Source organism: Sorangium sp. So ce693, assembly GCF_051521375.1.
Classification (GTDB): Bacteria; Myxococcota_A; Polyangia; order Polyangiales; family Polyangiaceae; genus Sorangium; species Sorangium atrum.
The window spans coordinates 7,180,809-7,205,540 of record NZ_CP150347.1; the positions used below are offsets into that span (position 1 = coordinate 7,180,809).

Sequence of the window (24,732 nt, forward strand, 5' to 3'; positions counted from 1 at the left end):
CGGGAGCCTCTGGTGATCGCTTCAGGCATCGAGTCCCCTGGAAGGTCGGCGAGCGACACCTGCTTCAGGTCCCCGCGCTGGACCACGACGACCGATAACAGGGCACCGCGACGAGCGCCAGACGAAAGACCCCCCCGCGCCAGCCACGACGCCACTCCCTTGCGCTCATGTTGCCGCCCGCTGCGCCCGTCGCGCCCCTTGCGCCCCCTTGCACCGTGTTCCCGCTTCGACGCACGCGGCCTTTGCGCTAGCGTTCCGCTCGCGGTTCCCCTCGGTTTCTCTCGGTTCCGGTCTCGCCCCTCGCTCCCCAGGTCGTCGAGCGTACCGGCTGGAGCGCCCTCGCGAACAGGTGCCCTGATGCCCTCCGTGCCAGCCCCCAAGAAGAAGCGGTCCAAGAAGAGCGCGCGCTCGCTGCCTCGCAGGGACGAGGAGTGGATCGGCGGCTTCTTCTCCCTGCGCGCGTTCGTGCACGAGGGCGACGACGCGTACCGCCCCGAGGCGGTCGTCTGGATGACCGAGCGAGGCTTCGTCCTGAGCTGCGCCGCGCTGCGCCCCGGCGACGTCGTGACGGGCGCGGTCGACAGCTTCGAGGCCGCCGTCAGCGGTCCCCTGGAGGGCAAGCCGCGCCTGCCCGAGCGCGTGCGCGTGGCCTCGCCGGCGCTCGCGGAGGCCCTGCGGGCGCGGCTCGGCCCGGAGGTCGAGGTCCGCGTCGCGCCCACGCCCGAGATCGACGTCGTGGCCGAGGACCTGGAGGCCCACCTCGGCGCGCGGGACGGCCGCCTGACGCCGAGCTTCCTCGGGGGCGGCATCGAGGCGCCGGCGATGGCCTCGTTCTTCCGCGCGGCGGCCGCGCTCTACCGCGCGACGCCCTGGAAGGCGGTGCCCAGCGACGCCGACATCATGGCGCTGTCGATCCCGTCGCTCGGCGCGCGCGATCTCGCGCTGTGCGTCGTCGGGCAGGCTGGCCAGAGCCACGGCGTCCTCCTGTTCGAGAGCGCGCGCGGGTTCGAGCTCTACCTGGCCGAGACCGCCAAGCTGCCGGACGCGCCGCCCGCGTCGCTGCCGGCGAGCTTCTTCTCGCTGAGCTTCGATCGCGCGAGCGACCTGCACCCCGCGCTGCGCGCCGAGGTCGCCGAGCAGCGCTGGGAGCTGGCCGACCCGGACGCCTACCCCACGCTCGCGATGGTCGACGAGGACCTCATCGGCCGCAAGCCGACGCCGAAGGAGCTCACGGCCTCCGAGGCGCTCGCGCTCGGCCTCGTCGAGCTGATGAAGCGGCGCAAGGAGATCACGAAGGCGTTCCGCGGCGGCCCCCCGGTGGACGCGAGCTACGTCGTGGAGACGCACGCGGGCCCGGTGGAGGTGCTCTTCCGCGCGCCCCACCCGGAGCGGAGCTGATCCCGGCGGCGGGCGCCGGCGAATCAGTGAAGGCTCGGGCGATCCGACGAGCGAGCGGAGCAGCGGCGAAGCCGCGTCCTCAGCGAGCGGCGAGCCGGTAGAGATCGGCGTTCACGATGAACTCGCAGACGACGTTGCCGAGCTGGATCATGTCGCCGCTGCGGAGGGGCACGCCGTCCCCGGACGGCGTGAGGAGCCGGTCGTTCAGGAAGGTCCCGTTGGTGCTCTTTCTCGCGTGGAGCATCGGGGTGTCCGCGACCAGCACCGAGATGTGGGCGTGGACCTTGGAGACGGACGCGTCGCGGAGCACGATATCGCTGTTCAGCGCCCGCCCGATGAGGATGCGATCCTGCCAGGGGCTCTCGGGGCGCTTCGCCACCGGCAGGAGCTCGCAGCCGTGCGACGTGGCGATCATCCCTGACGAGATCCGGTGGCGCGACGTGGTCGGCTGGCCGCTCATGCCAGGCGAGGTCCCGGCGACGAGGGTCTTGAACGACGGAGGGGGCTGGTCATCGGGGCCGAGCTCCCGGAGCAGCCAGGCGTGCGGGTACTTCCGATCGAACGCCATCCGTGAAATCGCCCGGGTCTGAGCACAAAGCGCCGCGAAGGTCAACATGACGAGATCTTCCCCCAGGTTCCGGGCCGTTCGAGAGAGCCGAGCTCCCCGAGCGGCGATCGCCCACTCCGGCGGGGCCTGATAGGCCCTTATACATCAGGAGGCGACGGAATCACCGGACGCCACGAGACACCGTCGAGACGACCTACGGCGCTGAGCTGACTACATCGTCGGCGCTCGCCATACTCGGCTCCCGCGCGGGCAGCTCCGCGCGCGGCGCCGGCCGCCGAGACGCGCGGGACGAGGGGCGCGCCGGCAGCGGGGCTTCAGGGCAGGTTCGCGAGCGGATCCGTCTTGCCGACGCCCGCGTGCTCCAGGACGAGGGCCTTGACGGAGGCCGCGCGGTCGAGCGGGTACTCGTACGGCGCGGTCCAGGAGCAGTCTTCACCCGACGCCTGCGTCCCGGTGGTCTCCTCGAACAGGTTGTCGATGCGGTGCGTACCGCCGGCCGGGCTGTCCAGGGTGGTGATGGGGTTCTTCACCTTGTAGAAGTGATTGCCCTCCACCCTCAGGCAGGCGCCGACCCGCGAGTTCACCCCCGACGCGAGGACGTCCTCGAAGTAGTTGTTGAAGACGTGCCCGTTGCCGCCGCGGTAGCTCGGGACGCGGGAGTTCACGTTGCGGAAGCGGTTGTGATGGAAGGTGATGCGGCGGTCGCTGGCGTCCTTGTCCGACGAGCCGACCAGCATGCCCTTCCAGTGGTCGTGCAGGTAGCTCCACGAGATCGTGATGTTCGAGGACTCGTGGGTCGCGTCGATGAGGCCATCGTACTTGTCCTTGTCGGAGTTCACGGCGGGAGACTCGGCCCAGAGCTCGCAGTGGTCGATCCAGACGTTGTGGCTCTCGTCCATGTGGATGCCGTCGCCGTTGCCGCTGCTGGCCAGCACGTGGTGGATCTTCAGGTTGCGGACGATGATGTTGGAGGACCTCCTTAGATTGAGCCCGATCCCCTCCAGCTCTCCGCTCGACCCGACCCCCACGAGGGTCTTGTCGGAGGTGACGTCCACGTCGTCGCCGCTGCCGCTGATCTTGCCGGTGATCTGGATGATCAAGGCGCCGTCCCTCGCGGCCTCCCTCCTCAGGGCGTCGAGCGAGCTCACGGAGACGACCTGCCCGCCCTTGCCGCCGGTGGTGCCGTCGCCGGTCGTGGCATAGCCGTAGAGCCTGAAGTCGACGGCGCCGGGGTCGCCGCCGCCGGCGCCGCTGCCAGAGCCGCCCTCACCGCTGCTGGAGCTTCCGGTGCCTTCGTCCGAGCCGCCCTCACCGGTGCCGGCGCCGCCCTCACCGCTGCCGGAGCCGCCCTCACCGCCGCCGGAGCCCCCGGTCGCGCCGCTGGCGCTGCCGGTGCCGCTGCCCGCGCCGGTCCCGCCGGAGCCGGCGGCGCCGACGCTCGCCGTGGAGCCTGCGCTCCCGCTGCTCGTCGGCTGACCCGCATCGTCTTCCGGCGCTGACGTCTCCGAGCCGCACCCGACCACCGAAACGCCGAGCGCGATCAGCGCAGCCCAAGCGACTCGAGATTCGCACTTCATGAGCAAGTCACCTTTCCGTGATGAACCAAGGCCAAGCAGCTCGCGCGACGCGGGCGGAGACGCCGGACAGCACACAAGCCGTTCGCTGGAGCTCCCCAGCAACGCACATGCCATCAGTTCAGGACGAACCGGCCCTGTCTCGATCGCACGGTTCCACCGCATTTCCCGCAGGAATCTCTGCAGCGCCGCGCCTCTCCTCCGGAGGCTCCGGGGCGGCGTCACGACCGAGGCTGTCAACCACGGGTTGACACGGTGGACACGTGCGACACCGCGTCATCAGCCCTGACGATGTCCGAGGCCCGCGATATCGAGCGCCGCGGCGTGGCCCCGGGTTCGGCGCCGCGGCTGGCCCCGGGGATCAGGGGCCGATTCGAACGAGCTCGACCCAGTCGAGCCTGGCCGCGTCCTCGCGGCACCCGAACGAGACGATGTGCATCCCGGGCCCGAGCGCGAACTTGAGCAGCAGCCCTGTCGCGTCCTTCGAGTCGTGAACGTAATCTTCGTGGAACTCGGTCCCGTTGAAGTCGTACCTGGTCCCGAGCTCCGGCTCATGGTCCACGCGGACCAGGAACGAGTTGTCCGTGCTCTCGTCGGGCCCCGTGGCGACCCTGGCCCTGATCTGGTACGTGCCGGCCTCGCCGATCTCGAACGAGCAGTCGACCCGGTCGCTCTCGCAATTCGCCTCCTCGGGGACAGCCACGTACGTCCCGCCGCTCGCCAGCGGGTCGTCCACACGCTCGAAGCGGCCGGAGAGCTCGCAGTCCTCGGCCTCGATCCTGATCCTGGACAGGCTGCTCCCCCCTCCCGTGGGCGCCGACGAGGCGTCCCACTCGGCAGACAACCCCTCCAGCGAGCACGCGCAGGCCAGCACCGGCAAGAGCGCACCCCAGCGCCCCCACCGCGCTTCACGCGCGACGGCCGCCGCCGCGAGCGCCGTGGGAGCCTCCCCCGCGCTGCGGCCCGCGCGAGGTCTCGTGTCCGCCCCAGGTCCCGAGATCTCGTTCATCTCCCACGACGCTAGCAAGACGCGCACCGCCGGCGCGGCACAAGTTGTCGAGCCGGCTCGATTCACGCGGGGCGCGCGGACGTCAGGGGCACGCCCCGCGCGCGTCAGCTCGCGGCGGGACGCGCGTAATCCTGCGCGCGGAAGAGCACCCCGTGGACCTCACCGTCGAGCAGCGCCGGGACGAGCGCCCCAGGCAGCACCGACTCGACGTCGTTCGGCGCCTTCGGCCCGCCGAGATCGGTCCGCAGCCACCCCGGGTCGAGGAGGTTCATCAGCACGCCCGTGCCGCGGAGCGAAGGCGCCATGTCGCGCACGAACTTGTCGAGCGCGGCCTTCGACGCCGCGTAAGCCATCAGCTCGGGCTGATCCTGGATCCCGGAGGTCACCTGGACGATGCGCCCGAAGCGGCGCTCCAGCATCGTCGGCAGCAACCGATACGTGATCCGTATCGGGCTGATGACGTTCACCTCGAAGCTGAGCCGGTAATCGTCCGCCGGCGTCTGCAGGTACGAGGCCCGGAACGGCGTCATGATGGCGGCGTTGTTGAACAGGAGGTCGATCCCGCCCGACGCCGCGATGGCGTCGTCCAGCATGCGATCGACCGCCGCCTGATCCGACAGCTCGCCCGAGACGGCGCTCGCCCGGATCCCCTTGCCAGCGAGCTCCCCTTCGAGCTCGCGCGTGTGGGCCGCGTCGCGGCTGTGCAGGACGACGTTGCAGCCGAGGTCCGCGAGGCCGCGCGCGATCCGCTTTCCGATACCCCTGCTCGCGCCGGTGACCAGCGCCCACTTTCCACGAATGTTAAGTGTCATGACGGCCCTTATGGCAGAGGCCGTCCGACCTGGCAGCTCGAAAAGCGCTGCGGCGGGAGCAGGCGCCGCCGGACGCCGCTCTCGATGGCGCCGCGCGCGCCGGCGCCTACGCCCGCCGCCGCGCGTCTCCGCGCGCGCGCTTCCGGCTGACCTCCAGACCGCGGCCGAGGCTGCGCAGGACGAGCAGATCCTCGCCGAGGTCGACGTCGACGAGCGCGCGCGCGACCTCCGGGCGGACGCCGGTGAGGATCGGCCTGGAGCCGAGCAGCTGGATCGCGTGCGCCAGCCGCTCCAGGGCCGCGGCGCCGTCCGGATCGAGCGCCTCCGCGCCGGTGACGTCGAGGACCACGTGGGACGCCCGATGCGCCACGATCGCGGGGAGGAGCCGCTCTCCCAGCTCGCTGCCGCGCGCCGCGTCGAGGCGCCCGATGAGCGGCACCGCGAGCGTGCCCCGGCCGACGTCGAGGATCGGCGCGGAGAGGTTGAGGATCTGCCGCCGTTGCTCCTCCACGAGGGCGAGCGAGCGGTTCAGCTGGTCGATGAGCCGGCCCTGCTCCTCGACCTGCCCCTCGGCGCGCCGCTGCGCCGTGACGTCGAGCTGCTGCACGAGCACCGCGCGCGCGCCGGTCACGGGATCGGTCGTCGGGCGCGCCTCCACCTGGTGCCACCGCTCGCCGTCGGTCGTGACGACCCGCACCTCCCCTGCCCACGGCGCCTCGGCGTCGATCGCACCGCGGACCGCCGCGCTCACGCCCTCGTCCGGGAACGCCGCGTCGATCGTCGGCGCGTCGCCGAAGGCCCGAAGGGCCGCGGGGTTGTGGAAGAGCACCTCCCCCTCCCGATCGACGAGGCTGACCAGCACCGACGAGTGGCGGACCGCCTCCACGCCGCGCACCATCGACGCGCCGACGCTGGCGGCCTGAGGGAGCGCCTGGAACAGGATCGCGAGCCGCCCGTCATCGAGGTCGATCGGCTGCCCGTGGAGCGTCACCGTCGCGGGCGCCCCGCGCGGGTAGAGCGTCCAGTCCTCCAGGACCGTGCCCCCCTCCGCGAGGACGCGGAGGTAGCCGTCGAGCCGCGCGCGGACGGCCGGCGACAGGTCCGAGAGGTCGCGGGAGAGCAGCTCGGCGCGATCCGTCGCGCGCCAGAACTCGATGGCCTTCGCGTTCGCCCAGGGGAACCGGTGCCGGCCGTGGTCGTAGACCCACGTCGGCAGGACGGATAGATCGAGAGCCGACAGGCGCTGGTCGAGGGACGTCATCTCGTGGCGGCACGTCATACGACGCCCCCGTCCGTCCTGCACGCCCCTTGACGTCTCTTCACCGGCGCGGCCGGCGCGCGCGGACGCTCAGCGGGTGATTCGCCACAAGAGCTCGAGCAGCTCCGCCACGGCGGCCCGCCGGTGTTCCCAGCGGGATTCCCAGGACGAGGCAGCCACGACGGCGCTCGCCCGGCGCGCCGTCTCTCTGGCGATCTCGGCCTCCCGGCGCGACCTCGCTTCTTCCTCGATCTGCTGCTGCCGCGCCCTCGCGGTGCCGCCCGACGCGGCGAAGGCGAGGAGCTGCGGGAGCTCGCCCCGGTCGAACCAGGTGCCGTGTTCCCTGCAGATGTCGACGATGATGCCGCTCTTGCCTGCGAAGTTCTTGCGGTTCATCCGCTGGCCGCACGCCGGGCACCGGACGTAGCGCACGCGGACGTCGACGTGCTCCGGGCGCTGCGGCGGCGGCCTCGGCGCGCTCGTCCCATAGCTCTCCCGGCGCTCCAGGAGGTCCCGCAGGAGCGCATGGTCGACGAGCTGGCCGCCGCACCGGCCGCAGTCGCGCAGGAGGCCGGCCGCGGCGCGGAACGCCGAGAAGGGCACGCCGCAATCGGAGCAGAGGAGCGCGTCGGGCTCGGGGATGGGCTCCAGCCCGAGCTCGTGCCCGCAGCCGTCGCAGCGCTCCGCGTCGGGGAGGTTCAGCTGGTAGCAGCCGCCGCAGCGCACGGTGGCGAGCGGCCGCTGGCAGCCGGGGTAACAGAGCCCCTCCGCGTTGATCAGGAGGCCGCAGCTCGGGCACGTGCTGCGATCGGCGCGCACCCCGGGAGTCTAGACGCCCGGAGCGCTCACGAGAAGCGCCGCGACAGGCGCCCTCGCCCCGGGCGCCGGGGCGGCCTTCACCTCGCCGGGCCTCTCGGGCTCAGCGCTGCCTGGCGGGGCGCATGAAGGGATTGGGATGGGAGCTCCGGGGGCGGCTGTGCGGCGGCGCGCTGGACCGGCGCGCCTGCTTTCCGAGCTCCTCGAGGAGAACTCCCACGGCGGCGTCGTCGTCCTGAAGCACGACGACATGGTCGTTGCTCTCCTCACGCAGGAGCCGGTTCACCTGGAGGGCGCCGACCGCCGTCCGCACGACGATGGCGACGCAGGCGAACTCGCTGACCAGCATGCTGCGCGTGCGCATCGTCGCGGCCTCGAACGCCGGATCGTTGTTCATGGGCGCCCGGCGGAGGTCGATCAGGTGGCCGAGGCTCCAGCGATCCAGCGACTCGTAGACCTTGAGCGCTTCGGAGTGGACCCGGATGAAATCGTCGGGCGACGGATAGGGGAGCTCGGAGCGGGTGCTGCGGACGATCGACATCTCCTGATCGAGTGTGACCGTCAGGTGGTCGCTCTGCAGCAGGACATCCATCCCACCACAGGATAGCGAGCCAGCGGCGCGCCGGTACTGAAAAGCAATGGCGAGCTCAGCGCTGCGCCGGCAAACACTGCGTGATTGGCCGGAACGGACGGCCGCGCAGAGGCGTGGGTCCGGGTGTGCGTGGAGCGATGAGCGGCCCAGAACGAGCGGTGTCTGCGTTCCCTCGCGACGGGCGCGGGCTGCGGGAATGAGCCTCCTTCAGACCAGGGATAGGGTTCTCGGGACGACGACCAGCGGTCATGTGTCCTGGTCATGCTTCTCTATCGTCCAGCACGCCCGAGACTCCCCCCTTCAACCCGTACCTTTCCCATCGCCCGCTCACTCGAACCGCAGCGCCTCCACCGGATCGAGCCTCGACGCGCGCCTGGCAGGCCCCACGCCGAACGTGATCCCGATGAGGATCGACACCCCGAGCGCCAGCCCGACCGCGTAGGGCGGCACGATGGTGGCCCACTCCCCGAACCGCGACAGCAGCACCGCCGCCCCGTACCCGAGGCCCACCCCGGCCACGCCGCCCGCGAGCGACACCACGACCGCCTCGACAAGGAACTGCCGCAGGATGTCCCCGCGCCGCGCCCCGACGGCCATCCGCACGCCGATCTCGCGCGTCCGTTCCCGCACCGAGACCAGCATGATGTTCATGATCCCGATGCCCCCCACGATCAGCGACACCGCCGCCACGCTGCCGAGCAGCATCGTGAAGGTGCCCGTGATCTGCCCCATCGTCGCCAGCATCTCGGCCTGCGACCGCACCTCGAAATCGCTCGCCTGATCCGCGCGCAGCCGGTGGCGCAGGCGGAGCAGCTGATCGAGCTGCGCGATCACCACCTCGGACCGATCCTCGCTCGCCAGCTGCAGCGAGATCGTCGACAGGTGATCTTGCCCGAACAGCACCGACCGGTGCGTCGACATCGGCACGAACACCCCGTCGTCCGGCGAGCCCATGCCCGACCCCTTCTCCGTCAGCACCCCGACCACCCGGAACGCGTTCCCGTTGATCTGGAGCCGCGTCCCGAGCGGAGACGCCCCCGGGTAGAGCTGCCGCGCGACGTTGGCCCCGAGCACGACCACGCGCGCCCGCTGCTGCTCGTCGAGGTCGGAGAACGAGACGCCGCTCGCCACCGACAGCGAGCGGACCTCGAGGTACGCCGGCGTGATCCCCGTCACGGACGCGTTCAGGTTGCTCGCCATGTACCGCAGCTGCGCGCTGCCGCTCCGCTCCGGGGCGACCGCCGCCACGCCGGCGAGCCCCTTGAGCGCCTCGGCGTCGCCCTCGGTCAGCGTCTTCACCGTGCCCGACCGCACCCCGCTCGCCGACGCGGACCCCGGGCGCACCATCAGCAGGTTCGCGCCCAGCGACCGGATCCGCCCCTCGACGCTGCTGCGCGCGCCCTCCCCGATCCCGAGCACCGCCACGACCGCCGCGGTCCCGATGATCATGCCGAGCATCGTCAGCAGCGTGCGCAGGCGGTTCGAGGCGAGCGAGCGCCACGCGCTCTTCGCCGTCTCCTTGATCAGCATGCCGCCTCCATCTCGCCCGCGTGGAACGCCGACACCACGTCGGCCGAAGGGCCGTCGGCCACGATGTGCCCGTCCCTCATGTGGATGGCGCGCGAGAGCGACCGCGCCACGCCGAGGTCGTGGGTCACCATGATCAGGGTCGTCCCGTCCGCGTTCAGCGACAGGAGCAGCTCCAGCACGTCGCGCCCGGTCTTGCTGTCGAGCGCGCCCGTCGGCTCGTCGCACAGCAGGATCGACGGCCGCGTCACGATCGCCCGCGCGATCGCGACGCGCTGCCGCTGCCCGCCGGAGAGCTCCGAGGGCAGGTGCCGCGCGCGCGCCGCGAGCCCCACGCGCTCGAGCGCGCCCTCCGCGAGCGCGCGGCTGTTCTTCACCGCCCCGTAGAGCAGCGGCAGCTCGACGTTCTCCGCCGCCGTCATCCGCGGCAGCAGGTTGAAGCTCTGGAACACGAACCCGATGTGGCGGTTCCTGAGCGCCGCGAGCTCGTCGTCGTCGAGCTCCGCCACGTTGCGCCCCCCGAGCCGGTACGTGCCCTCCGTCGGCCGATCCAGGCACCCGAGGATGTTCAGCAGGCTCGACTTCCCGCAGCCGGAGGGCCCGATGATCGCCACCGACTCGCCCCGGCGCACCTCGAAGCCGATCCGGTCGACCGCCCGCACCGCGAGGTCCTCGCGATCGGCGTGGTACACCTTCGAGAGCCCGCTCACGAGGACCGGGACGTCCATCTCAGCGCCCTCCTCGGCTGGCGCCGGCGCCCATCCCCATGCCCATCCCCCGCATCGGGTTCTGGCCGCCGCCCTGCCGCTGCCCCTGCCCCTGGCCTTGCGGCCCCGCCGCGCTCGAGACGGGCGCGCTCGCGAGCACGTCGTCGCCCTCGCTCAGCCCCGCGGTCACGACCATCTGCGAGCCGTCCGTCGCCCCGGTCTGGATCGGCCGCTCCTCGCCGCTCGCGAGCCGCACGAACCGCCGCTTGCCCTGCGACTGCACGGCCAGGAGCGGCACGAGCAGCACGTCCTTCTGCTCCGCTGTCACGATCTCCACGTCCGCGCTCATCCCCGACCGGAGCAGCGACGCGTCCTTGTCCTTGACGACAATCTCGACGTCGAAGGTCACGACGCTCGACACCTCCTTGCCGAGCGGGCTCACGCGGTCGACGACGCCCTGGAACACCCGGTCCCCGTAGGCGTCGACGCGGATGTCGACCCGCTGGCCCGGCGCGACGCGCCCGATCTGCGCCTCGTCGATCGCGCCGATGATGCGCAGGTTCGACAGATCGGCGAGCGTCATCACGGAGCTGCCGCCGCTCACGTTGGTGAGCGCCGACGAGACGAGCGTCCCCTTCTCCACGGCCACGTCGAGCACCGTCCCGGCGATCGGCGCGTAGATCTGCGTCTCCTTCAGGCGTGTCTCGGCGTCCTGCACCGCCAGCTCGGCCGCCTTGAGCTGCGCCTGCGTCGAGCTCAGCTGCGCCCGCCGCAGCGTGATGTTGGCGCCCGCGACCTTCGTCGAGTGCGCCGCCGTGCGGGCCGCGTCGGTCGACCCGAGGCCCATCTCGGCGCTCTTCTCGGCGACCTCCTGGCTCGTCTGGCTGTTCTTGCGCTCGAGCTCGGCGACCGCGACCGACGCGTTCGCCGCGGCGAGATCGGCCTTCACGCGGTCGCGCGCCACGCGCGCCGCGGCGAGGTCGCGCTCCGCGTCCGTCGGGTCCAGGCGCACGAGGAGCTGCCCCGCCTCGACCGTGTCGCCCTCCTTGACGAGCACCTCGATGACCTGGCCCGGCGCGCGCGACTTCACCTCGACCTGCACGTCGGGCTCGATCTTGCCGGACGCGGCGGCGGTCTCGGTCAGGCTCCCGCGGCGGATCTCGACGGTGGGGCCGGCGGGGGTCTTCTCGGGCTGCTTGTACCAGGCGTACCCGCCGATCGCGAAGCTCGCCACGGCCAACGCGGCCACGCCGGACATCAGGTAGCGCTTCTTGTTCCTGTTCATGACGACCTCCTGGGGAGCACCGACGCGAAGCGGACGAGCAGCGCGCCCGTCTCGTGATCGAGCTGGAGGCGCGACGTCAGCTCCGTCACCGCGGCCCGCAGCCTGCGGAGCTCCGCCTCCCTCCGCGTCTGCTCCGCCTGCACCACGTCCGCCGACGTCGCGGTCCCGAGCGAGAGCCGCTGCCGCTCGGCCTCGGCCAGCTCGCCCGCCATGCGCGCCGTCTCGGTGGCCAGCGCGACCTGCTCGGCGGCGGCCTCGAGGCTCGCGCGCAGCGAGCTGACGTCCGCCGCGATCGCCTCGGCGCGCGCCTGGTACCGCGCCTCCGCGGCCGCGAGCTGCGTGCGCGCGCGGGCCGCGTCCGCGGACGCCCGCCCGCCGCCGAGCGGCAGCTCGACCTCGATCCCGCCCAGCACCCCGAACGCGGGCCGGCCGCCCGGCAGCGAGAGCCCCGGCAGGCCGTCGCGCACCCACTGCCCGTCCATCGAGGCCGTCGCGAACAGGTCGAGGCGGATCTGATCCGCGTCCTCCGCCGCGCCCACCCGCGCGCGCTGCGCGTCGAGGTCGGCGCGCAGGGCCGCGAGCTCCAGGGACCGCTCGCTCGCCGCGCGCACGAGCGCGTCGGCCGACGGCAGCGCCCCGAGGGACGGCGGCGCGCCGGTCGGGGCGAGCGACGCGGCGCTCGCGGGGGCCATGCCGAGCGCGCGCCCGAGCGCGATGGCCCGCGCCGCGCGCGTCGCCCGCGCCTGCGACAGCGCGTCCGCGATCGACGCCGCCGAGGTCGAGAAGCGCAGGACGTCCACCTTCGTGCCGGTGCCGAGGGTCTCGGCGCGCGCCTTCGCGTCGGCGAGCAGCCGCTGCGCGGCCGCGAGCGCCTGCTCCTGCACGAGGATCGCCTGCTCCGCGTACCAGAGCTCCCAGTAGGCCCCGAGCACGTCGAGCGCGGTCTGGCTCGCCGCGAGCTCGCGCTCCTGCTCCGCGGCGACGGCCGACGCCTGCGCCTGCGCGTACGGCGCGAGGACCGCGTCGGTCCCGGCCCCCCGCAGGAGCGGCTGCCGCGCCGAGACGTACGCCTGCGCGCCGTAGTTCGGCCCCGGGGTCCCGTCCGCGGGCGAGCGCCCCGACGCGCCCACCTCGAGGCTCGTCCCGACGTCGGTCGTGTACCGCAGCGCCACGTTCGACGCGACGGACGTGCCGCTCGAGCGCTGGAGCGCGCCGGCGCCGTTGCCCGGCGCGTCACCGTTGGCGTCGGCGACCCTGCCGTAGCTTTCCTGGTACTGTCCGGTCACCGAGGCCGAGAGCGTGGGCTTGCGGGCGCCCTCCTCGGCGGCGACGGCCTGCCGCGCCGCGGTGGCCTCGAGCAGCGCCGCGCGGAGGGACGGGTTCTGGGAGGCTGCGCGGCGGACCGCCTCCTCGGCGGTGAGCGTCTCGGCGCGCGCCGCGACGCTCAGCGAGCACGTGGCGGCGAGGGCGAGAGACGCCAGCCACGGCAAGGGAACGGAGCGAGTCAACGTCATGCACCGCAACCTAGAGGGCAGTGTCTCAAGAGGTGTCCTGGTCGTGTAAAGATTCGTCAAGACGCCTCTTGACCAGGCCTTACACGGCGGTGCGACAGCCGCGCTACAGTCGCGACATGACGGATCCGCCCCAGATCCTGGTCATCGACGACGACGCCGAGCTCTGCGAGCTCCTGGCCGAGCTGCTCGGTCAGGAGGGTTACGCGGTGGAGAGCGCGCGCGACGCGATCTCCGGCCTCGCGCGAGCGCAGGAGGAGAAGGAGAGGCCGTTCACGCTCGTGGTGCTCGACGTGATGCTGCCTGGGCTCAACGGGTTCGAGGTCCTCACGCGCCTGCGGCAGACCTCGCGCGTCCCTGTCCTGATGCTCACCGCGCGGGGCGAGGACGTCGACCGCATCGTCGGCCTCGAGATGGGCGCCGACGACTACCTGCCGAAGCCGTTCAACCCGCGCGAGCTGGTCGCCCGCGTGCGCGCGCTCCACCGGCGCGCCTCGCACGCCGGCGCGGCGGCTGGGCCGGGCGCGGCGGCCGGCGCTTCCGCCGCGGAGGCGCAGGGCGCGCTGACGGTCGACGATCTCGAGGTGCTCCCCGCCGCGCGGCGCGTCCGTGTCCGCGGCGAGGAGGTCCGGCTCACGACGGCCGAGTTCGACCTGCTCGAGGTCCTGGCGCGGCAGGCGGGGACGGTGGTCTCGCGCGAGGATCTCGCGCGGCGCGTCCTCGGCCGCCGGCTCGCGGCGTACGACCGCGGCATCGACATGCACGTCTCGAACCTCCGCCGCAAGCTGGGGCCTGGGCCGGGCGGCGGCGAGCGCATCAAGACGGTCCGCAACGCGGGCTACATCCTCGCGAGGGAGCGCGCGTGAAGCGCTTCCTCCCCGGAGGGCGGCCGTGAAGAGCCTATTTTTGCGCCTCCTCGTCTCGCTGTGGCTCGCCATGGCGCTGCTCGTCGGCCTGCTCGCTGTCATCCACGGCTGGGCGTTCTCCGCCGAGCCGAGCGGGCTGCGCCGCCGCCTCAACACGCGCAGCGTCGAGCTCCGGGCGGAGAGCGCGCTCGCCTGCGCGCGGGAAGGGCTCCCCGGCTGCGAGCAGCGCCTCGCGCCGCTCGATCCGCGGGATCAGCGCGTCGCTGTGTACCGGGCCGGCGCGCTCGTGATGGGCGACCCCATCGAGGGCGCGCCGCTCGTCGAGGACAAGGCGAGGCGCTCGGGCGACGGCATCGCCATCGAGCTCGGCGAGGAGCGGGAGCTCGTCGCCGTCGTCCTGCGCCGCGACCCTGCCCTCGCCGCGGTCGCGGCCGGTCCGGTCCGGTCGCCGTGGATGTTCTTCATCGTGCCGGAGACGCTGCCGCAGCGGCTCCTCGCGATCGTCGCCGTCACCGGGCTCGTCGCGGTGCTCCTCGCGCGGTACCTGTCCCGTCCGATCCGCATCCTGCGCGGCGCCACGCAGCGGATGGCCGCGGGCGATCTCTCGGTGCGCGTCTCGCAGAAGCTCGCGGGCGCGGACGGCGAGACGCTTGCGCTCGGGAGCGACATGGACCGGATGGCCGAGCGCATCGACGAGCTCCTGGAGACGCAGCGCCGGCTCCTGCGCGACGTCTCGCACGAGCTCCGATCGCCGCTCGCGCGGCTCAACATCGCGCTCGAGCTCGTCCGCCGGCGCTCGCCGCCGGACGTGGAGCCGGCGTTCGACAGGATCGAGCGGGAGACGGAGCGGCTCAACGGGATGATCGGCGAGCTGCTCACGCTGAGCCGCCTGGAGTCGGGTCGGGGCATGGAGCGCACCGAGCGGGTCGATCTCACGGCGCTCCTGGAGCAGCTGGTCGAGGACGCCGCGTTCGAGGCCGAGCAGCGGGGCTGCTCGGTCGAGCTCGGGGCGCGCGACGCGTGCTCGCTGGACGGGAACGAGGAGCTCCTGCGGCGCGCCATCGAGAACGTCGTGCGCAACGCGGTGCGCTTCACCGAGCCGGGCACGGCGGTCCGCATCGATCTCGAGTGCTCCGGCGGGACGGCCGAGGTGCGCGTCCGCGATCGCGGCCCTGGCATCCCGGAGGGCGCGCTCGGGGACATCTGGAGGCCGTTCTACCGGGTCGACGACCACAGGGCGCGCGGCGCGGGCGGCACGGGGATCGGGCTGGCCATCACGCACCGGGCGGTGCGGATCCACGGCGGCGAGGTCGAGGCGAGGAACGCGGACGGCGGCGGCCTCGAGGTCGCGCTGCGGCTGCCGGTCGGCGCGGGGGGCTGAGCAGAGGGCCGGCGGGCAGGATCGACCGGCCCCCCTCTCGAGGCCATTCGTTTCGATCCCAGATCGACCCGCCGCCCCCCCGAGCCAGCCCCGCCACGTCGCGACCGCTCCGCGCCGCCTTCCTGGGCCACCCCACCTCGGTCCCACACCGATCCGCCCCCCTTCCGAGCCGGTCCCGCCACGTCGCGACCTCTCCGCGCCGCCTTCCGAGGCCGCCTCTCTCGGTCCTGCACCAGCCCGCCCCCCTTCCCGAGGCGACACCGCCACGTCGCGACCGCTGCGGGCCGCCTTTCGAGGCAACCTCTCTCGGTCCCGCACCGACCCGCCCGCATCCCAAGGCGATCTCCAGCCCGAGACACCCACTCCAGGCTCACCGTCCCTACGCTCCCCCGATCCAGAACGATTCAAATCGCGTGCAAGAGCCCAGCTCCGGCGCGAATACCGCACGAAACCGGCGCAGCACCGCCCTTGACGGACGACACGGCAGGACTTCCCTTGCCTGTTCGTCGGCAATGCGCCCTCAGGCATTGCCCTTATCACCCCATCAGGAGGTGTCTCTCATGCTGAAGCATCTGAATATCGACGAGATGGTCGCGCTCCTCTCCCCGTGGGTCGAGGACCGGGAGCAACGCCGGCTGTTCCTGGCGATCCCCGAGATCGCGGCGCTCCACCCGCGGGTCGTGGAGGCCCACGACGCAGTGCTCGCGGTCCAGCCGAGCAGCCGCGGGGGCCGGATGTCGTCGAAGCTGCGCGCCATCGTCGACGAGACAAGCGAGGTCGACAGGCGCCACGACCACCTCGCGCGGGCCGTATCGTACGGAATCGATGCGCACCGCGAGCTCTGCCTCGCCGAGGAGCCCTCCGACGCAGTCCGTGCCGCGCAGTGTGATGCCGTCCAGAGACAGCTCTTCCCGGGCGGCCTGTCCATCGTCAACGCCTCGACGCTCGCCGAGGTGGGCAACACCACGCGCATCGCCCGCCTCCTCGAGGACGACCCTGCCGTCAGCAACTTCCTCAAGTCCGTCCCCACCCACGGCAAGGCGTCGCTGCTCGATGTCGTGAAGCGCTGGCTCGCCAAGGGCCGGGAGCTCCAGACGCTCGAGCGCGCCCGCGCAGAGCTCGAGGCCACCGAGACCACCACCCCCGCCAGCAAGACCACGATCCAGGCCGCGCGCAGCCAGTGGTTCAAGATCGTGGCGCTGGTGCTCTCCAACCTCGAGCTCTCCCGCGCTCCGGCGCGCGATATCGAGATCATCCGCGGGCCCGTGCTCCGGGCCTCGAGCCGCGCGGGCAAGCGCTACGCGAACAGCAAGCCGGCGCAGGCTCCGCAGGAGGAGGACGAGGCGGGCATCCCCGCCACCGAGCCGAGCGGAGCCCCGCCCGGCGCGTCGGACGAAGGCAAGCGCGGCGACGCGAGCGCGCTGCCCGGATAGCCCTGCCGCTGCCCGGCGCGACAGCAACCACGCCGGGCTGCCCCGCCATCGACACACCATCACGAGAGGGTCGTAGGGGCGGGACTCGACCCCTTGCTCCTGCTCCGCCCACGCGCGGGGCCGCTTGTCCGTCCGAGCGCGGCAGCCCCCAGGTCCGCCTGGAATCATGCGAAGATCTGACTGGGAGACCGTTCCGCCTCTCTCGTGGACACCAGACTCGCTCGGGGCGCGCGCCGCGCGAGGAGGGAGACCGATGCAACCCATCCAGGAGGGCGATCTCCGCCCCGTCAAGACACTCACCAAGTCGTTCTTCCGGGCGGTGAACCCGCACCTCGATGCCGACGAGTTCGAGGAGAAGTGGCGGGCAGCCATGAAGTCGCCCCTCCGCTTCATGCGGAGCTTTCCTCAGGCGTGGCACGTCGATCTCCTCGACGTGCCGCGGAGCAAGGTGCCCGGCGGCCGCTGCCTCTGCTTCGGCGACGCGCATCCCGAGAACTTCGGCTTCGTCACGTTCGAGGAAGGTCCACGCTACGTCTTCAACGATCTCGACGACGCGGGCACCGGCCTCGCCGCGCTGGACGCGCTCCGGTACTTCACGACGCTCCGGCTCCTTCTCGACGCCGCCAAGGTCACCGAAGGCCTCGTGGAGCTCTACGAGGACATCGTTCAGGGGAACGAGCCGCCGCGCGAGCTCTCCGCGGCGATGATCCCCGACATCGCGGCCAGCGACGCGCGCGAGCTCGCGAAATGGACGGACGGCGAGGCGTTCCGGTTCGACGAGCCCGGGCTCAAGCTCTCCCGCGTGCACGCGGACACCGGCCAGCAGCTCGTCGAGGCCTTCGGCGGGCTCGCGTCGAACGCCCCTCTCCAGGTGATCGAGGTCGCCCGCCGGGCGCGGGAGGGCGGCGGCTCGGGCGGCCTCGACCGTTACTACGTCCTCGCGCGCGAGGAGCGGCGCGAGGGGCTGCGCCTGCTCGAGCTCAAGGAGACCACCCACGCCGCCACGAGCTGGAGCAACTTCCTGCACGAGGAAGAGGGGCGCCTCGATCGCGCCAAGGCGTCGATATGGCGGGGGCTCACGGCCCCCTACCACGTCGAGGTGCAGGTGGGCCGGACCGTGTACCTGCTCCGCGATCGCCTCGGCCGGGCCTCGTTCGACCTCGAACATCTCGGCAAGCGCGACCTCCGGGCGGTGCTCGAGGTGCAGGTGAGCATCCTCGCCCGGCAGCACGCCGCTTCGTTCGCGGACCTCGACCTGCGCGCGCTCGACGACTGGCTCAAGGCGAGCCTCGATGTCACCGCCGAGCGCTGGTCGAAGGCCCATGACGACGCACGCGGCTGACCGCCGCGGCTCCGCTCGCCGGGCAAAGGGGCACGGAGGCGCTGAAGCACGGAGGAGCTGAAGCATGGAAGGAGACGCCCAGCACGCCTGTCGCGCCCTGCGGCGAGCCCGCCTGTCCGGGCTGGTCTCTCGCGGCGGGACGCGGTAGGAGGGCGCCATGCTCAAGCACAACAGCTACTTCAACGGCAACGTCCAGAGCGTCGGCTTCGAGCGCCACGGGCGCCGGCAGACGGTGGGTGTCATCGACACCGGCGAGTTCCACTTCTCGACCGAGGCACCGGAGCGGATGACGGTCGTCGCCGGCGAGCTCGCGATCCGCGTCGACGGCTCCACGGAGTGGCGCGCCTATCCGGCAGGGACGTCGTTCGAGGTGGCGGGCAAGAGCGGCTTCGACGTCAGGGCCACGCAGCCCACCGGCTACTTCTGCGAGTTCCTCTGAGCGCGCCGGCGACCTAGGCCTCATCGAGCCAGCGCCGCTCTAGCTCCAGCGTGGCCACGTTGTCCGGCACATTGCCGAGGAACTTCCCGCGCCACACCGGATCGACGATCTTCCGCGCTCGCTCGAGCAGGCGCTCCCGCGCCGAGGCGATGGCCATCATCGCCTCCCGCCCGTGGCCGCAGGCCGAGAGCGCCTCGGCGTGCGAGAGGCGCACCAGCGACTCGCCCACCTCGGCCCCCATCGACTCCAGCAGGCAGAGCGCCTCGGTCGTCGCCGCGAGCGCGTCCACCGCCTGCCCCGCGTCGAGCAGCGTCCGCCCGAGCACCGCGTACGCGAAGGCCCGCAACGGCGGCGCGCCGTACAGGATCGCGACCGCGGCGCGCGCCTCGCGCTCGGCAGCCTCGAGATCGCCCGCCTGGAGCACGATCCTCGCGAGGCACGCCCGCCCGGCGCCCTCCCCGCGCGCGTCGCCGAGGCGCTGGGAGGTCGCGATCGCCTCCTCCGCCGTCCGCTGCGCCTCCTCGACGAGGCCACGCTGCGCGAGCACCGGACCGAGGTTGAGGAGCGCGCCCAGCCGGGCGTCCGAGAGCCCCATCCGCTCCGCGTCCGCGAGCGACGCGCGCAGCGCCGCCTCGGCGCCCTCGAAATCGCCGAGCTCCGCGTAGCAGGAGCCCAGGTTGTTCCTCGCCCAGCAGGCGTTGCGCCGATCGCCCGCGTGCTCGAACGCCGCGAGCGCCGCCTCGAAGCCCGCGAGGCACGCGCCGGGATCGCCGATCGCCATCGCCCGGTACGCGCGCGCCTCGTGGAGCCGCGCCAGCACCTCGACCTCCTGCTCGGTCTCCTCGGCGTCCTGCTCGATCCCGTCGAGCAGCTCGTCCGCGAGCTGGTACCGCCCCCCGAACACGAGCCGCCCGGCGCCCGCGCAGAGGCACACGCTGCGCGCGGGGCGCGCGGACCGCCGCGCCTCGGTGCCCTGCGCCAGGCGCAGCAGGCTCTCTACCTGGTCGTGGTTGCCGCGCTTCGAGGCCGCGAGGATCACCTGCGTGAGCGCCGAGAACCACGGCCCCGACCCGGGCGCGAGCCGCTCGAGGGCCTCGGTCCCCCGCCGCTCCGCCAGCGCGAACTCGCCGCGCCAGAGGTGCGCCTCCGCCTGGCAGAGCCGCAGCGCCCCGGCCGTCGCCTTCGAGGCGCCGCGCGCGATGCCGCGCTCGACGCGCTCGATCGCCGCGCCCAGGTCGCTCCCGAGCAGCGCCTGCTCGGCCGCGCGCAGGGTCGCCGCCGCGGCCCGCGCCGGCTCGCCGCCGCGCTCGAAGTGCTCGGCCAGGGCCATCGGATCCGCCACGCCCGTCCGCTCGAGCCACTCGCCGGCGAGCCGGTGGCCGAGCCGGCGATCGTGATCGGTCAGCATGCCGTACGCCGCCTCGCGCACGAGCGCGTGCCGGAACCGGTACTCGGCCGCCTCCGGCGCGCCTTCCACGGAACGCCGGACGATGAGCTCCCGCACCTCGAGCTCGGCGAGCAGCGGCTCGACCTCCGCCCGGCCGACCAGCGCGGCGACCCCGCTCCGCGAGAAGGTCTCGCCGAAGATCGCCCCGGCCCGCAGCGCCCGCCGCGCGCCCACGTCGAGCGCGTCGAGCTCCGCCTGCACCATCGCCAGCACCGTCTCCGGCAGGTCCACGCCCTTGCCCGCCGCCGCCGCGCGGATCTGCTCCTCCAGGTAGAAGGCGTTGCCGTCCGCCCGCTCGACGAGCGTCGCCACGAGCGCCGGGCTCTCGCGCTCGCCGAGCACCTGGCGCACGAGGCGCTCGCTCGACCGGCGCGAGATCCCCGCGAGGCGGAGCTTGTGCCCGCGCCGCTCGTCCCACAGCTTCGGGAAGAGCTCGTGCACCTCGGGCCGGCCGAGCGCCATGACCATGAACGGCCGGTCCTTCAGGTTCCGGAGCGCGGCGTCGACCATCGTGACCGTGGGCAGGTCGCCCCAGTGCAGGTCCTCGAGCAGGAGGAGGACCGGCTGCACCGCGCACTCGGCGCGCAGGAAGTCCTCCCAGGCGAGGCGCAGCTGATCGCCCATGAGCATCGGGTTGCGCCGCGCCGCCCGGAGCTGCACGTCGTCATCCGGGAACGGCGCGCCGACGAGCTCGCCGAGGAACGGCGCGACCCGCGCTGCGTCGAGCGCCGCGTGCCGCTCGACCCGCGCCCGCACCTTGCGCCGCCGCTCCTCGACGGGATCGGCCTCGGTGAGGCCGATCGCCCGGCGGAGCGCGTGCGCGAGCAGGCCGAAGGCCGACCCGGCGCTCATCGGATCCACCTGGCCGAGCCACACCTCGACCGGCTCGCCGTCCTCCCGGATCGCGCGGACGAGCTCGTGGCGGAGCCGCGACTTGCCGATGCCCGCCGGCCCCGTGACGAGCACGACGCTCGGGGTCGACTCCTCGATGCAGCGGGCGAGCTCGTCCCGGATCAGCGCGAGCTCCCGCTCGCGCCCGACGCACGACGTCGCCTTGCCGAGCACGTGGGGCGGCGCCTCGGGCTCCTCGCGCGCGCCGTGGAGCCATTTGCCACCCCCCCCGTCGGACGTGATCTCGAACCGCGCGCCGAGCAGGCCCGCCGTCACCTCGTCGATGCGGATCGCCGGCGCGCGGGACGCCGCGCGGCCCTCGGGGAGCAGCTGGACCACGCGATCGATGAGGTCGCCGATCGGCATGCGCGAGGCGATCTCCGCCCTGCCCGTGACGACCGCGACCGGCGCGCCGCCGAGGAGCGCCTGGACGGCGAGCGCGCAGCGGGCGGCCCGGGCCGCGAGGTCGGTCGTCGCGCCAGCGCCGGCCAGCACGACGAGCGGCAGCCGCGCGTCGACGAGCTCGAGCTGGCCCTTGTAGCGCGCCGCCGTGGTCGAGAGCGCCTGCGCGCGCGCCTGCTCGTCGACCTCGGGGAGGGACGGATCGGCGGTGGAGAGGCCGTCGCGCGCGAGGACGAGGCACATCACCTTGCGCTCGCCGGTCGTGAGCTCCGGCGGGCGGACGGACATCGCGGGCGGGCGGACGGAGATCGCCGCGGGATCCATGAGCCCGGCGAGCTCGATCGCGACCGCGTTGCCGTCGCTCGGCCGCCCCTCGGGCGATTTCGACAGCATCCGCTGGACCAGCTCGTCGAGCGCCTCGGGCACGTCGTCGCGGAGCCAGCGGAGCGACGGCGGCTCCTCGATCAGCACCTTGACGAGCACGGCGAGCCCGCGCGCGCCGCGGAACGGGGCGCGCCCCGAGATGCACTTGTAGAGCAGGCAGCCGAGCGCGAAGACGTCGGCGCGCGCGTCGACGTGCGCCTCGCCGCGGGCCTGCTCCGGCGCCATGTAGCCGGGGGTGCCGAGGATGGCGCCGGGCATGGTGAGCTGCTGATCGATGCCAGACATCCGGACGACGCCGAAATCGATGAGCGTGATGCGGTCGATGGTGCCGCCGACGAGGAGCAGGTTGCTCGGCTTGAGGTCGCGGTGGACGACGCCGAGCCGGTGCACGGAGCCGAGGGTGGTCGCGACGCGCCGGGCGAGCTTGAGGCTCTCCTCCAGGGTGAACGCCTGCCGGGCGAGGCGCTGGGAGAGGGTCTCGCCGGTGAGCCACTCCATGGCGAGGTAGGGGTGGCCGTGCTCCGTGCGGCCGTGCGAGATGTACCGCACCACCCCCGGCACCCGCAGCGTGGCGAGCGCCTGCGCCTCGCGCGCGAGGCGGTTCGAGTCCTGCGAGGCGGCGTTCTGGAGGACCTTGAGGGCGATGGTCTCGCCGGTCTTGAGATCGCGCGAGCGGAAGACGTGGCCCATGCCGCCGGCGCCCGCGAGCTCCATGATCTCGAACCGGCCGTCGATGACGTCTCCCGCTCGCATTGCCTGCCGTCGCTCCGGATCGTCCGCCCTGTGTGGGAGCTACGCGAAGTTCACCTGGATGGCCAGCGGTTCGGGGTTACGGGCGTGTCACCGGAAGCGGGCGTCGCGAGGCGCCGCCGCCGTCATGCAATCACCACCGATTGCCGCGCTCAGCTGCGCATCGTCACCAGAGAGCGCGGCCAGGGGCAACTCTGCAGCGTCGAAGCGCCCGGCGGTCTCCGGTCCAGCGCCACCAGGGCAGTCCGGTGCTCCGCCGCCGTCCACCGGAGCGCGGTCGGACGAGGCACCCGCTCGACCCTCCGGCGGCGCGCGACGATGGCAATGCGGCACACCGGCGCGGCCGTGGCGGCCCACCCGCTGAGACCGGCGCGGCGCTGGGTGGGCCAGTGGATCGGTCGCTGGCCGCTCCCGCCGCCGCGACGCGCCTCGGCCGGCGGCCCGCGCTCCGGCTCCCCCGGGACCGCGTTCGCCCCGCTGTCCCGCGGGCCGCGCGTGGGCGACGCGTCGCCCACGCACAATTTCCCGTGCCCCGCGGCTTTTTCGTCCAGGCGACCTCGGGTGCGGCGGGCGGCCGATGTGAAGCGGCGCTCCCCGGGACCCAAAAACGAGGCGTGGGGGCCGTTCGTCGTGTGACGCTGCGCGCGGCGCTTCCTCTGTCGCGTCTGCGTGATAAATGAGCTTGTCTGGGGAGAGGGGGGAGGCGACCGGAACGCGCTGGACCCCCTTTGTCAAGCGAAGGAGGCCGCTCTTGTCAATCGTGCCCGGAACCGTTCTGCTCCAGCGCTACCGCGTGGTACGTCATCTCCGCCGCGAAGGCCTCGGTGAGGTGTTCAGCGCCGACGACGCGAGCACCGGCCGGCGCGTCGCGGTCAAGGTGCTCGGTGAGCCCCCGGTGCGCCAGGAGCCGGGAGGCGTGCTCAACACGCCAGAGCGCATGCCCCAGCAGGAGGCCGAGGCGCGCTTCCGGCGCGAGGCGGCGGCGTGCGAGCGGCTGCGGGGCCCACACACACTGCCCTCGCTCGACGGCGGCAAGGACCTGGTGCACGGTCCTCTCCTCGTGTTCGAGCTGCGCGAGGGAGAGCCGCTCAGCGAGCGCATCGCCCGGCAGGGGCCACTCCCGTTCAGCGCCGTTCACCGGCTGGGCGAGCAGCTCTGGTCGGCGATCGCCGAGCTGCACGAGATTGGCATCATCCACCGCGACATCAGCTCCGCGAACGTGCTCCTCGACCAGGGTCCTGACGGCGAGCGGCTGACGCTCCTGGATCTCGGCTCGTGCAAGCTCCCTCCCGGGCTCTCCGACGCGGAGCCGACGTTACCGAGCCGGTGTCTCGGCGATTTCAGGTTCGCGCCGCCCGAGCAGCTCACGAAGGGGAAGACGGTGGATCACCGGGCCGATCTCTATGCGGCCATGACGGTGATCTTTCACGCGCTCACCGGCGAGCTCCCCTACGCCGCGCGCAATCTGATGATGCTCGCCGATCTCAAGACGAGGACACCGCCGCGCCGCCTGGGCAGCCTGATGCCTCCGCCGGTCGACCGGGAGATCGAGGTGTTCGTGAACAGGGGCCTGGCGCACAGCCCGGACCGCCGCTTCGCGAACATCGCCGAGGTGATCCAGGGCTGGCAGGCGCTGAGCCCCGCCACCTGAACGTCTCGACGGCCCTCGCGCGGCCGCACCACCGCTGAAGGCTGGACACCCGGCCTGCCGATTCCACCGCAGCACCCCGCATCGACGGGAAGGCACCCGGACAGCGCCGCGCGCTTCCTGCCTTCCTGCTCCCCCGCCCGATTTCTCCGCGACGCCAGGCGCCCCTGCCCGGCCGAGGCCGCCGGTTCGTCGGCGAGCTCAGCTGGACGGCGGAATCCCCGGCCGAGAGCCGCGCCCGCTCACCGCGGCGTACGCGTCCGACAGCGCGCGCCGGCCTGGGCGGCGCTTCGCCAGCGCTGCCCCGGCGTTCCGGAGCAGGGCTCCCCCGTCGACGCTCCGTTCGACCAGCAGCCGTCACCGACCATTGCGACAACGTCCCTCTTTTTCTCATCATCATCGCTTCCCAACAGCGTTTACCGCACAGGCCGGTTCCTCTGCGATGCGAGGACGGTTGCCGTCGGGTGCTTTACCCGAACGAGCCGCGTTATCCCGGAGCAAGCGGCGATTCCGCGCGCTTCGTCGTCACGAGAAAAGGGCGGACCTTACCGCCTGGCGTCTGACGAGGAATACGCACCTTCGATCGAGAAACTGCATCTCACAGCATTGCAGAGGGTGAGCACGCATGTTAATCCCGGGTGCGCTCGTCGCCGCGCCCTCTCGCGCGGCGCCAGGGCAACTGGATCGGCGTG

Annotated in this window: 19 protein-coding genes; 7 read left to right on the forward strand and 12 right to left on the reverse strand. The window is 72.8% G+C overall.

Going from position 1 to position 24,732, the window contains the following annotated elements; translation table 11 throughout:
• The first annotated feature begins 357 nt into the window (after nt 1-357).
• Nucleotides 358-1,398, forward strand: a complete 1,041-nt coding sequence (locus tag WMF14_RS26720; RefSeq protein ID WP_437790548.1) for a hypothetical protein — start codon at nt 358-360, stop codon at nt 1,396-1,398.
• Nucleotides 1,399-1,477: 79 nt separating this feature from the next.
• Here WMF14_RS26720 and WMF14_RS26725 read toward each other — a convergent pair whose 3' ends face one another.
• From WMF14_RS26725 to WMF14_RS26775, 11 genes are all read right to left on the reverse strand, one after another.
• The gene (locus tag WMF14_RS26725; RefSeq protein ID WP_437790549.1) at nt 1,478-1,966 is read right to left on the reverse strand and encodes an FHA domain-containing protein; all 489 of its coding nucleotides are present in this window, start codon (nt 1,964-1,966) and stop codon (nt 1,478-1,480) included.
• A gap of 314 nt (nt 1,967-2,280) precedes the next feature.
• The gene (locus WMF14_RS26730; protein WP_437790551.1) at nt 2,281-3,543 is read right to left on the reverse strand and encodes a pectate lyase family protein; all 1,263 of its coding nucleotides are present in this window, start codon (nt 3,541-3,543) and stop codon (nt 2,281-2,283) included.
• Nucleotides 3,544-3,901: 358 nt separating this feature from the next.
• Entirely contained in the window at nt 3,902-4,549 is a 648-nt protein-coding gene (locus WMF14_RS26735) for a hypothetical protein (RefSeq protein WP_437790553.1), read from the reverse strand.
• A 104-nt stretch (nt 4,550-4,653) separates the two neighbouring features.
• On the reverse strand, nt 4,654-5,361 hold the full coding sequence (locus tag WMF14_RS26740; RefSeq protein ID WP_437790555.1) for an SDR family NAD(P)-dependent oxidoreductase: 708 nt from the start codon (nt 5,359-5,361) through the stop codon (nt 4,654-4,656).
• Nucleotides 5,362-5,467: 106 nt separating this feature from the next.
• Nucleotides 5,468-6,622, reverse strand: a complete 1,155-nt coding sequence (locus tag WMF14_RS26745) for a PAS domain-containing protein (RefSeq protein ID WP_437790557.1) — start codon at nt 6,620-6,622, stop codon at nt 5,468-5,470.
• Nucleotides 6,623-6,709: 87 nt separating this feature from the next.
• On the reverse strand, nt 6,710-7,438 hold the full coding sequence (locus tag WMF14_RS26750; RefSeq protein ID WP_437790559.1) for a zf-TFIIB domain-containing protein: 729 nt from the start codon (nt 7,436-7,438) through the stop codon (nt 6,710-6,712).
• Nucleotides 7,439-7,538: 100 nt separating this feature from the next.
• Nucleotides 7,539-8,027, reverse strand: coding sequence for a hypothetical protein (locus WMF14_RS26755; RefSeq protein WP_437790561.1), 489 nt, complete (start codon nt 8,025-8,027; stop codon nt 7,539-7,541).
• A 327-nt stretch (nt 8,028-8,354) separates the two neighbouring features.
• Complete coding sequence (locus tag WMF14_RS26760; protein ID WP_437790563.1) at nt 8,355-9,557, reverse strand: ABC transporter permease; 1,203 nt, start codon at nt 9,555-9,557, stop codon at nt 8,355-8,357.
• Nucleotides 9,551-10,282 carry an ABC transporter ATP-binding protein gene (locus WMF14_RS26765; protein ID WP_437790565.1) on the reverse strand — a complete coding sequence of 244 codons (732 nt, stop codon included), beginning with the start codon at nt 10,280-10,282 and terminating at the stop codon, nt 9,551-9,553. The genes WMF14_RS26760 and WMF14_RS26765 overlap by 7 nt, the downstream gene beginning before the upstream one ends.
• 1 nt (nt 10,283) lies before the next feature.
• Nucleotides 10,284-11,546, reverse strand: coding sequence for an efflux RND transporter periplasmic adaptor subunit (locus WMF14_RS26770; RefSeq protein ID WP_437790567.1), 1,263 nt, complete (start codon nt 11,544-11,546; stop codon nt 10,284-10,286).
• Nucleotides 11,543-13,060: a TolC family protein gene (locus WMF14_RS26775; RefSeq protein ID WP_437790569.1), complete on the reverse strand. Its 1,518-nt coding sequence runs from the start codon at nt 13,058-13,060 to the stop codon at nt 11,543-11,545. The genes WMF14_RS26770 and WMF14_RS26775 overlap by 4 nt, the downstream gene beginning before the upstream one ends.
• A 116-nt stretch (nt 13,061-13,176) precedes the next feature.
• Here WMF14_RS26775 and WMF14_RS26780 point away from each other — a divergent pair, with 116 nt between their 5' ends.
• The 5 genes from WMF14_RS26780 to WMF14_RS26800 all read left to right on the forward strand — a co-directional run bounded on the left by WMF14_RS26780 (nt 13,177) and on the right by WMF14_RS26800 (nt 18,518).
• Nucleotides 13,177-13,923 (forward strand): response regulator transcription factor, encoded by a 747-nt coding sequence (locus WMF14_RS26780; protein WP_272093720.1) that lies wholly within the window; start codon nt 13,177-13,179, stop codon nt 13,921-13,923.
• A 25-nt stretch (nt 13,924-13,948) separates the two neighbouring features.
• Entirely contained in the window at nt 13,949-15,304 is a 1,356-nt protein-coding gene (locus tag WMF14_RS26785; RefSeq protein ID WP_437790571.1) for an ATP-binding protein, read from the forward strand.
• A 560-nt stretch (nt 15,305-15,864) separates the two neighbouring features.
• The gene (locus WMF14_RS26790; RefSeq protein ID WP_437790573.1) at nt 15,865-16,737 is read left to right on the forward strand and encodes a hypothetical protein; all 873 of its coding nucleotides are present in this window, start codon (nt 15,865-15,867) and stop codon (nt 16,735-16,737) included.
• A 253-nt stretch (nt 16,738-16,990) separates the two neighbouring features.
• Nucleotides 16,991-18,079, forward strand: a complete 1,089-nt coding sequence (locus tag WMF14_RS26795; RefSeq protein WP_437790575.1) for a DUF2252 family protein — start codon at nt 16,991-16,993, stop codon at nt 18,077-18,079.
• Between the two features lie 157 nt (nt 18,080-18,236).
• Complete coding sequence (locus WMF14_RS26800; protein WP_437790577.1) at nt 18,237-18,518, forward strand: pyrimidine/purine nucleoside phosphorylase; 282 nt, start codon at nt 18,237-18,239, stop codon at nt 18,516-18,518.
• Between the two features lie 13 nt (nt 18,519-18,531).
• On the opposite strand, the gene WMF14_RS26805 is transcribed toward WMF14_RS26800, so the two are convergent.
• The gene (locus tag WMF14_RS26805; RefSeq protein WP_437790579.1) at nt 18,532-22,395 is read right to left on the reverse strand and encodes a serine/threonine-protein kinase; all 3,864 of its coding nucleotides are present in this window, start codon (nt 22,393-22,395) and stop codon (nt 18,532-18,534) included.
• 757 nt (nt 22,396-23,152) lie between these two features.
• Between WMF14_RS26805 and WMF14_RS26810 the strand changes: the two genes are divergently transcribed.
• Nucleotides 23,153-24,043 carry a serine/threonine-protein kinase gene (locus tag WMF14_RS26810; RefSeq protein ID WP_437804306.1) on the forward strand — a complete coding sequence of 297 codons (891 nt, stop codon included), beginning with the start codon at nt 23,153-23,155 and terminating at the stop codon, nt 24,041-24,043.
• Nucleotides 24,044-24,732 lie beyond the last annotated feature (689 nt).

Coding starts and splice junctions, on each gene's coding strand:
- WMF14_RS26735 (WP_437790553.1), bottom strand. CDS start 4,549: ATGAACGAGATCTCGGGACCTGGGGCGGACACGAGACCTCGCGCGGGC.
- WMF14_RS26720 (WP_437790548.1), top strand. CDS start 358: ATGCCCTCCGTGCCAGCCCCCAAGAAGAAGCGGTCCAAGAAGAGCGCG.
- WMF14_RS26730 (WP_437790551.1), bottom strand. CDS start 3,543: ATGAAGTGCGAATCTCGAGTCGCTTGGGCTGCGCTGATCGCGCTCGGC.
- WMF14_RS26790 (WP_437790573.1), top strand. CDS start 15,865: ATGCTGAAGCATCTGAATATCGACGAGATGGTCGCGCTCCTCTCCCCG.
- WMF14_RS26770 (WP_437790567.1), bottom strand. CDS start 11,546: ATGAACAGGAACAAGAAGCGCTACCTGATGTCCGGCGTGGCCGCGTTG.
- WMF14_RS26755 (WP_437790561.1), bottom strand. CDS start 8,027: ATGGATGTCCTGCTGCAGAGCGACCACCTGACGGTCACACTCGATCAG.
- WMF14_RS26740 (WP_437790555.1), bottom strand. CDS start 5,361: ATGACACTTAACATTCGTGGAAAGTGGGCGCTGGTCACCGGCGCGAGC.
- WMF14_RS26800 (WP_437790577.1), top strand. CDS start 18,237: ATGCTCAAGCACAACAGCTACTTCAACGGCAACGTCCAGAGCGTCGGC.
- WMF14_RS26775 (WP_437790569.1), bottom strand. CDS start 13,060: ATGACGTTGACTCGCTCCGTTCCCTTGCCGTGGCTGGCGTCTCTCGCC.
- WMF14_RS26805 (WP_437790579.1), bottom strand. CDS start 22,395: ATGCGAGCGGGAGACGTCATCGACGGCCGGTTCGAGATCATGGAGCTC.
- WMF14_RS26765 (WP_437790565.1), bottom strand. CDS start 10,282: ATGGACGTCCCGGTCCTCGTGAGCGGGCTCTCGAAGGTGTACCACGCC.
- WMF14_RS26780 (WP_272093720.1), top strand. CDS start 13,177: ATGACGGATCCGCCCCAGATCCTGGTCATCGACGACGACGCCGAGCTC.
- WMF14_RS26745 (WP_437790557.1), bottom strand. CDS start 6,622: ATGACGTCCCTCGACCAGCGCCTGTCGGCTCTCGATCTATCCGTCCTG.
- WMF14_RS26725 (WP_437790549.1), bottom strand. CDS start 1,966: ATGGCGTTCGATCGGAAGTACCCGCACGCCTGGCTGCTCCGGGAGCTC.
- WMF14_RS26760 (WP_437790563.1), bottom strand. CDS start 9,557: ATGCTGATCAAGGAGACGGCGAAGAGCGCGTGGCGCTCGCTCGCCTCG.
- WMF14_RS26795 (WP_437790575.1), top strand. CDS start 16,991: ATGCAACCCATCCAGGAGGGCGATCTCCGCCCCGTCAAGACACTCACC.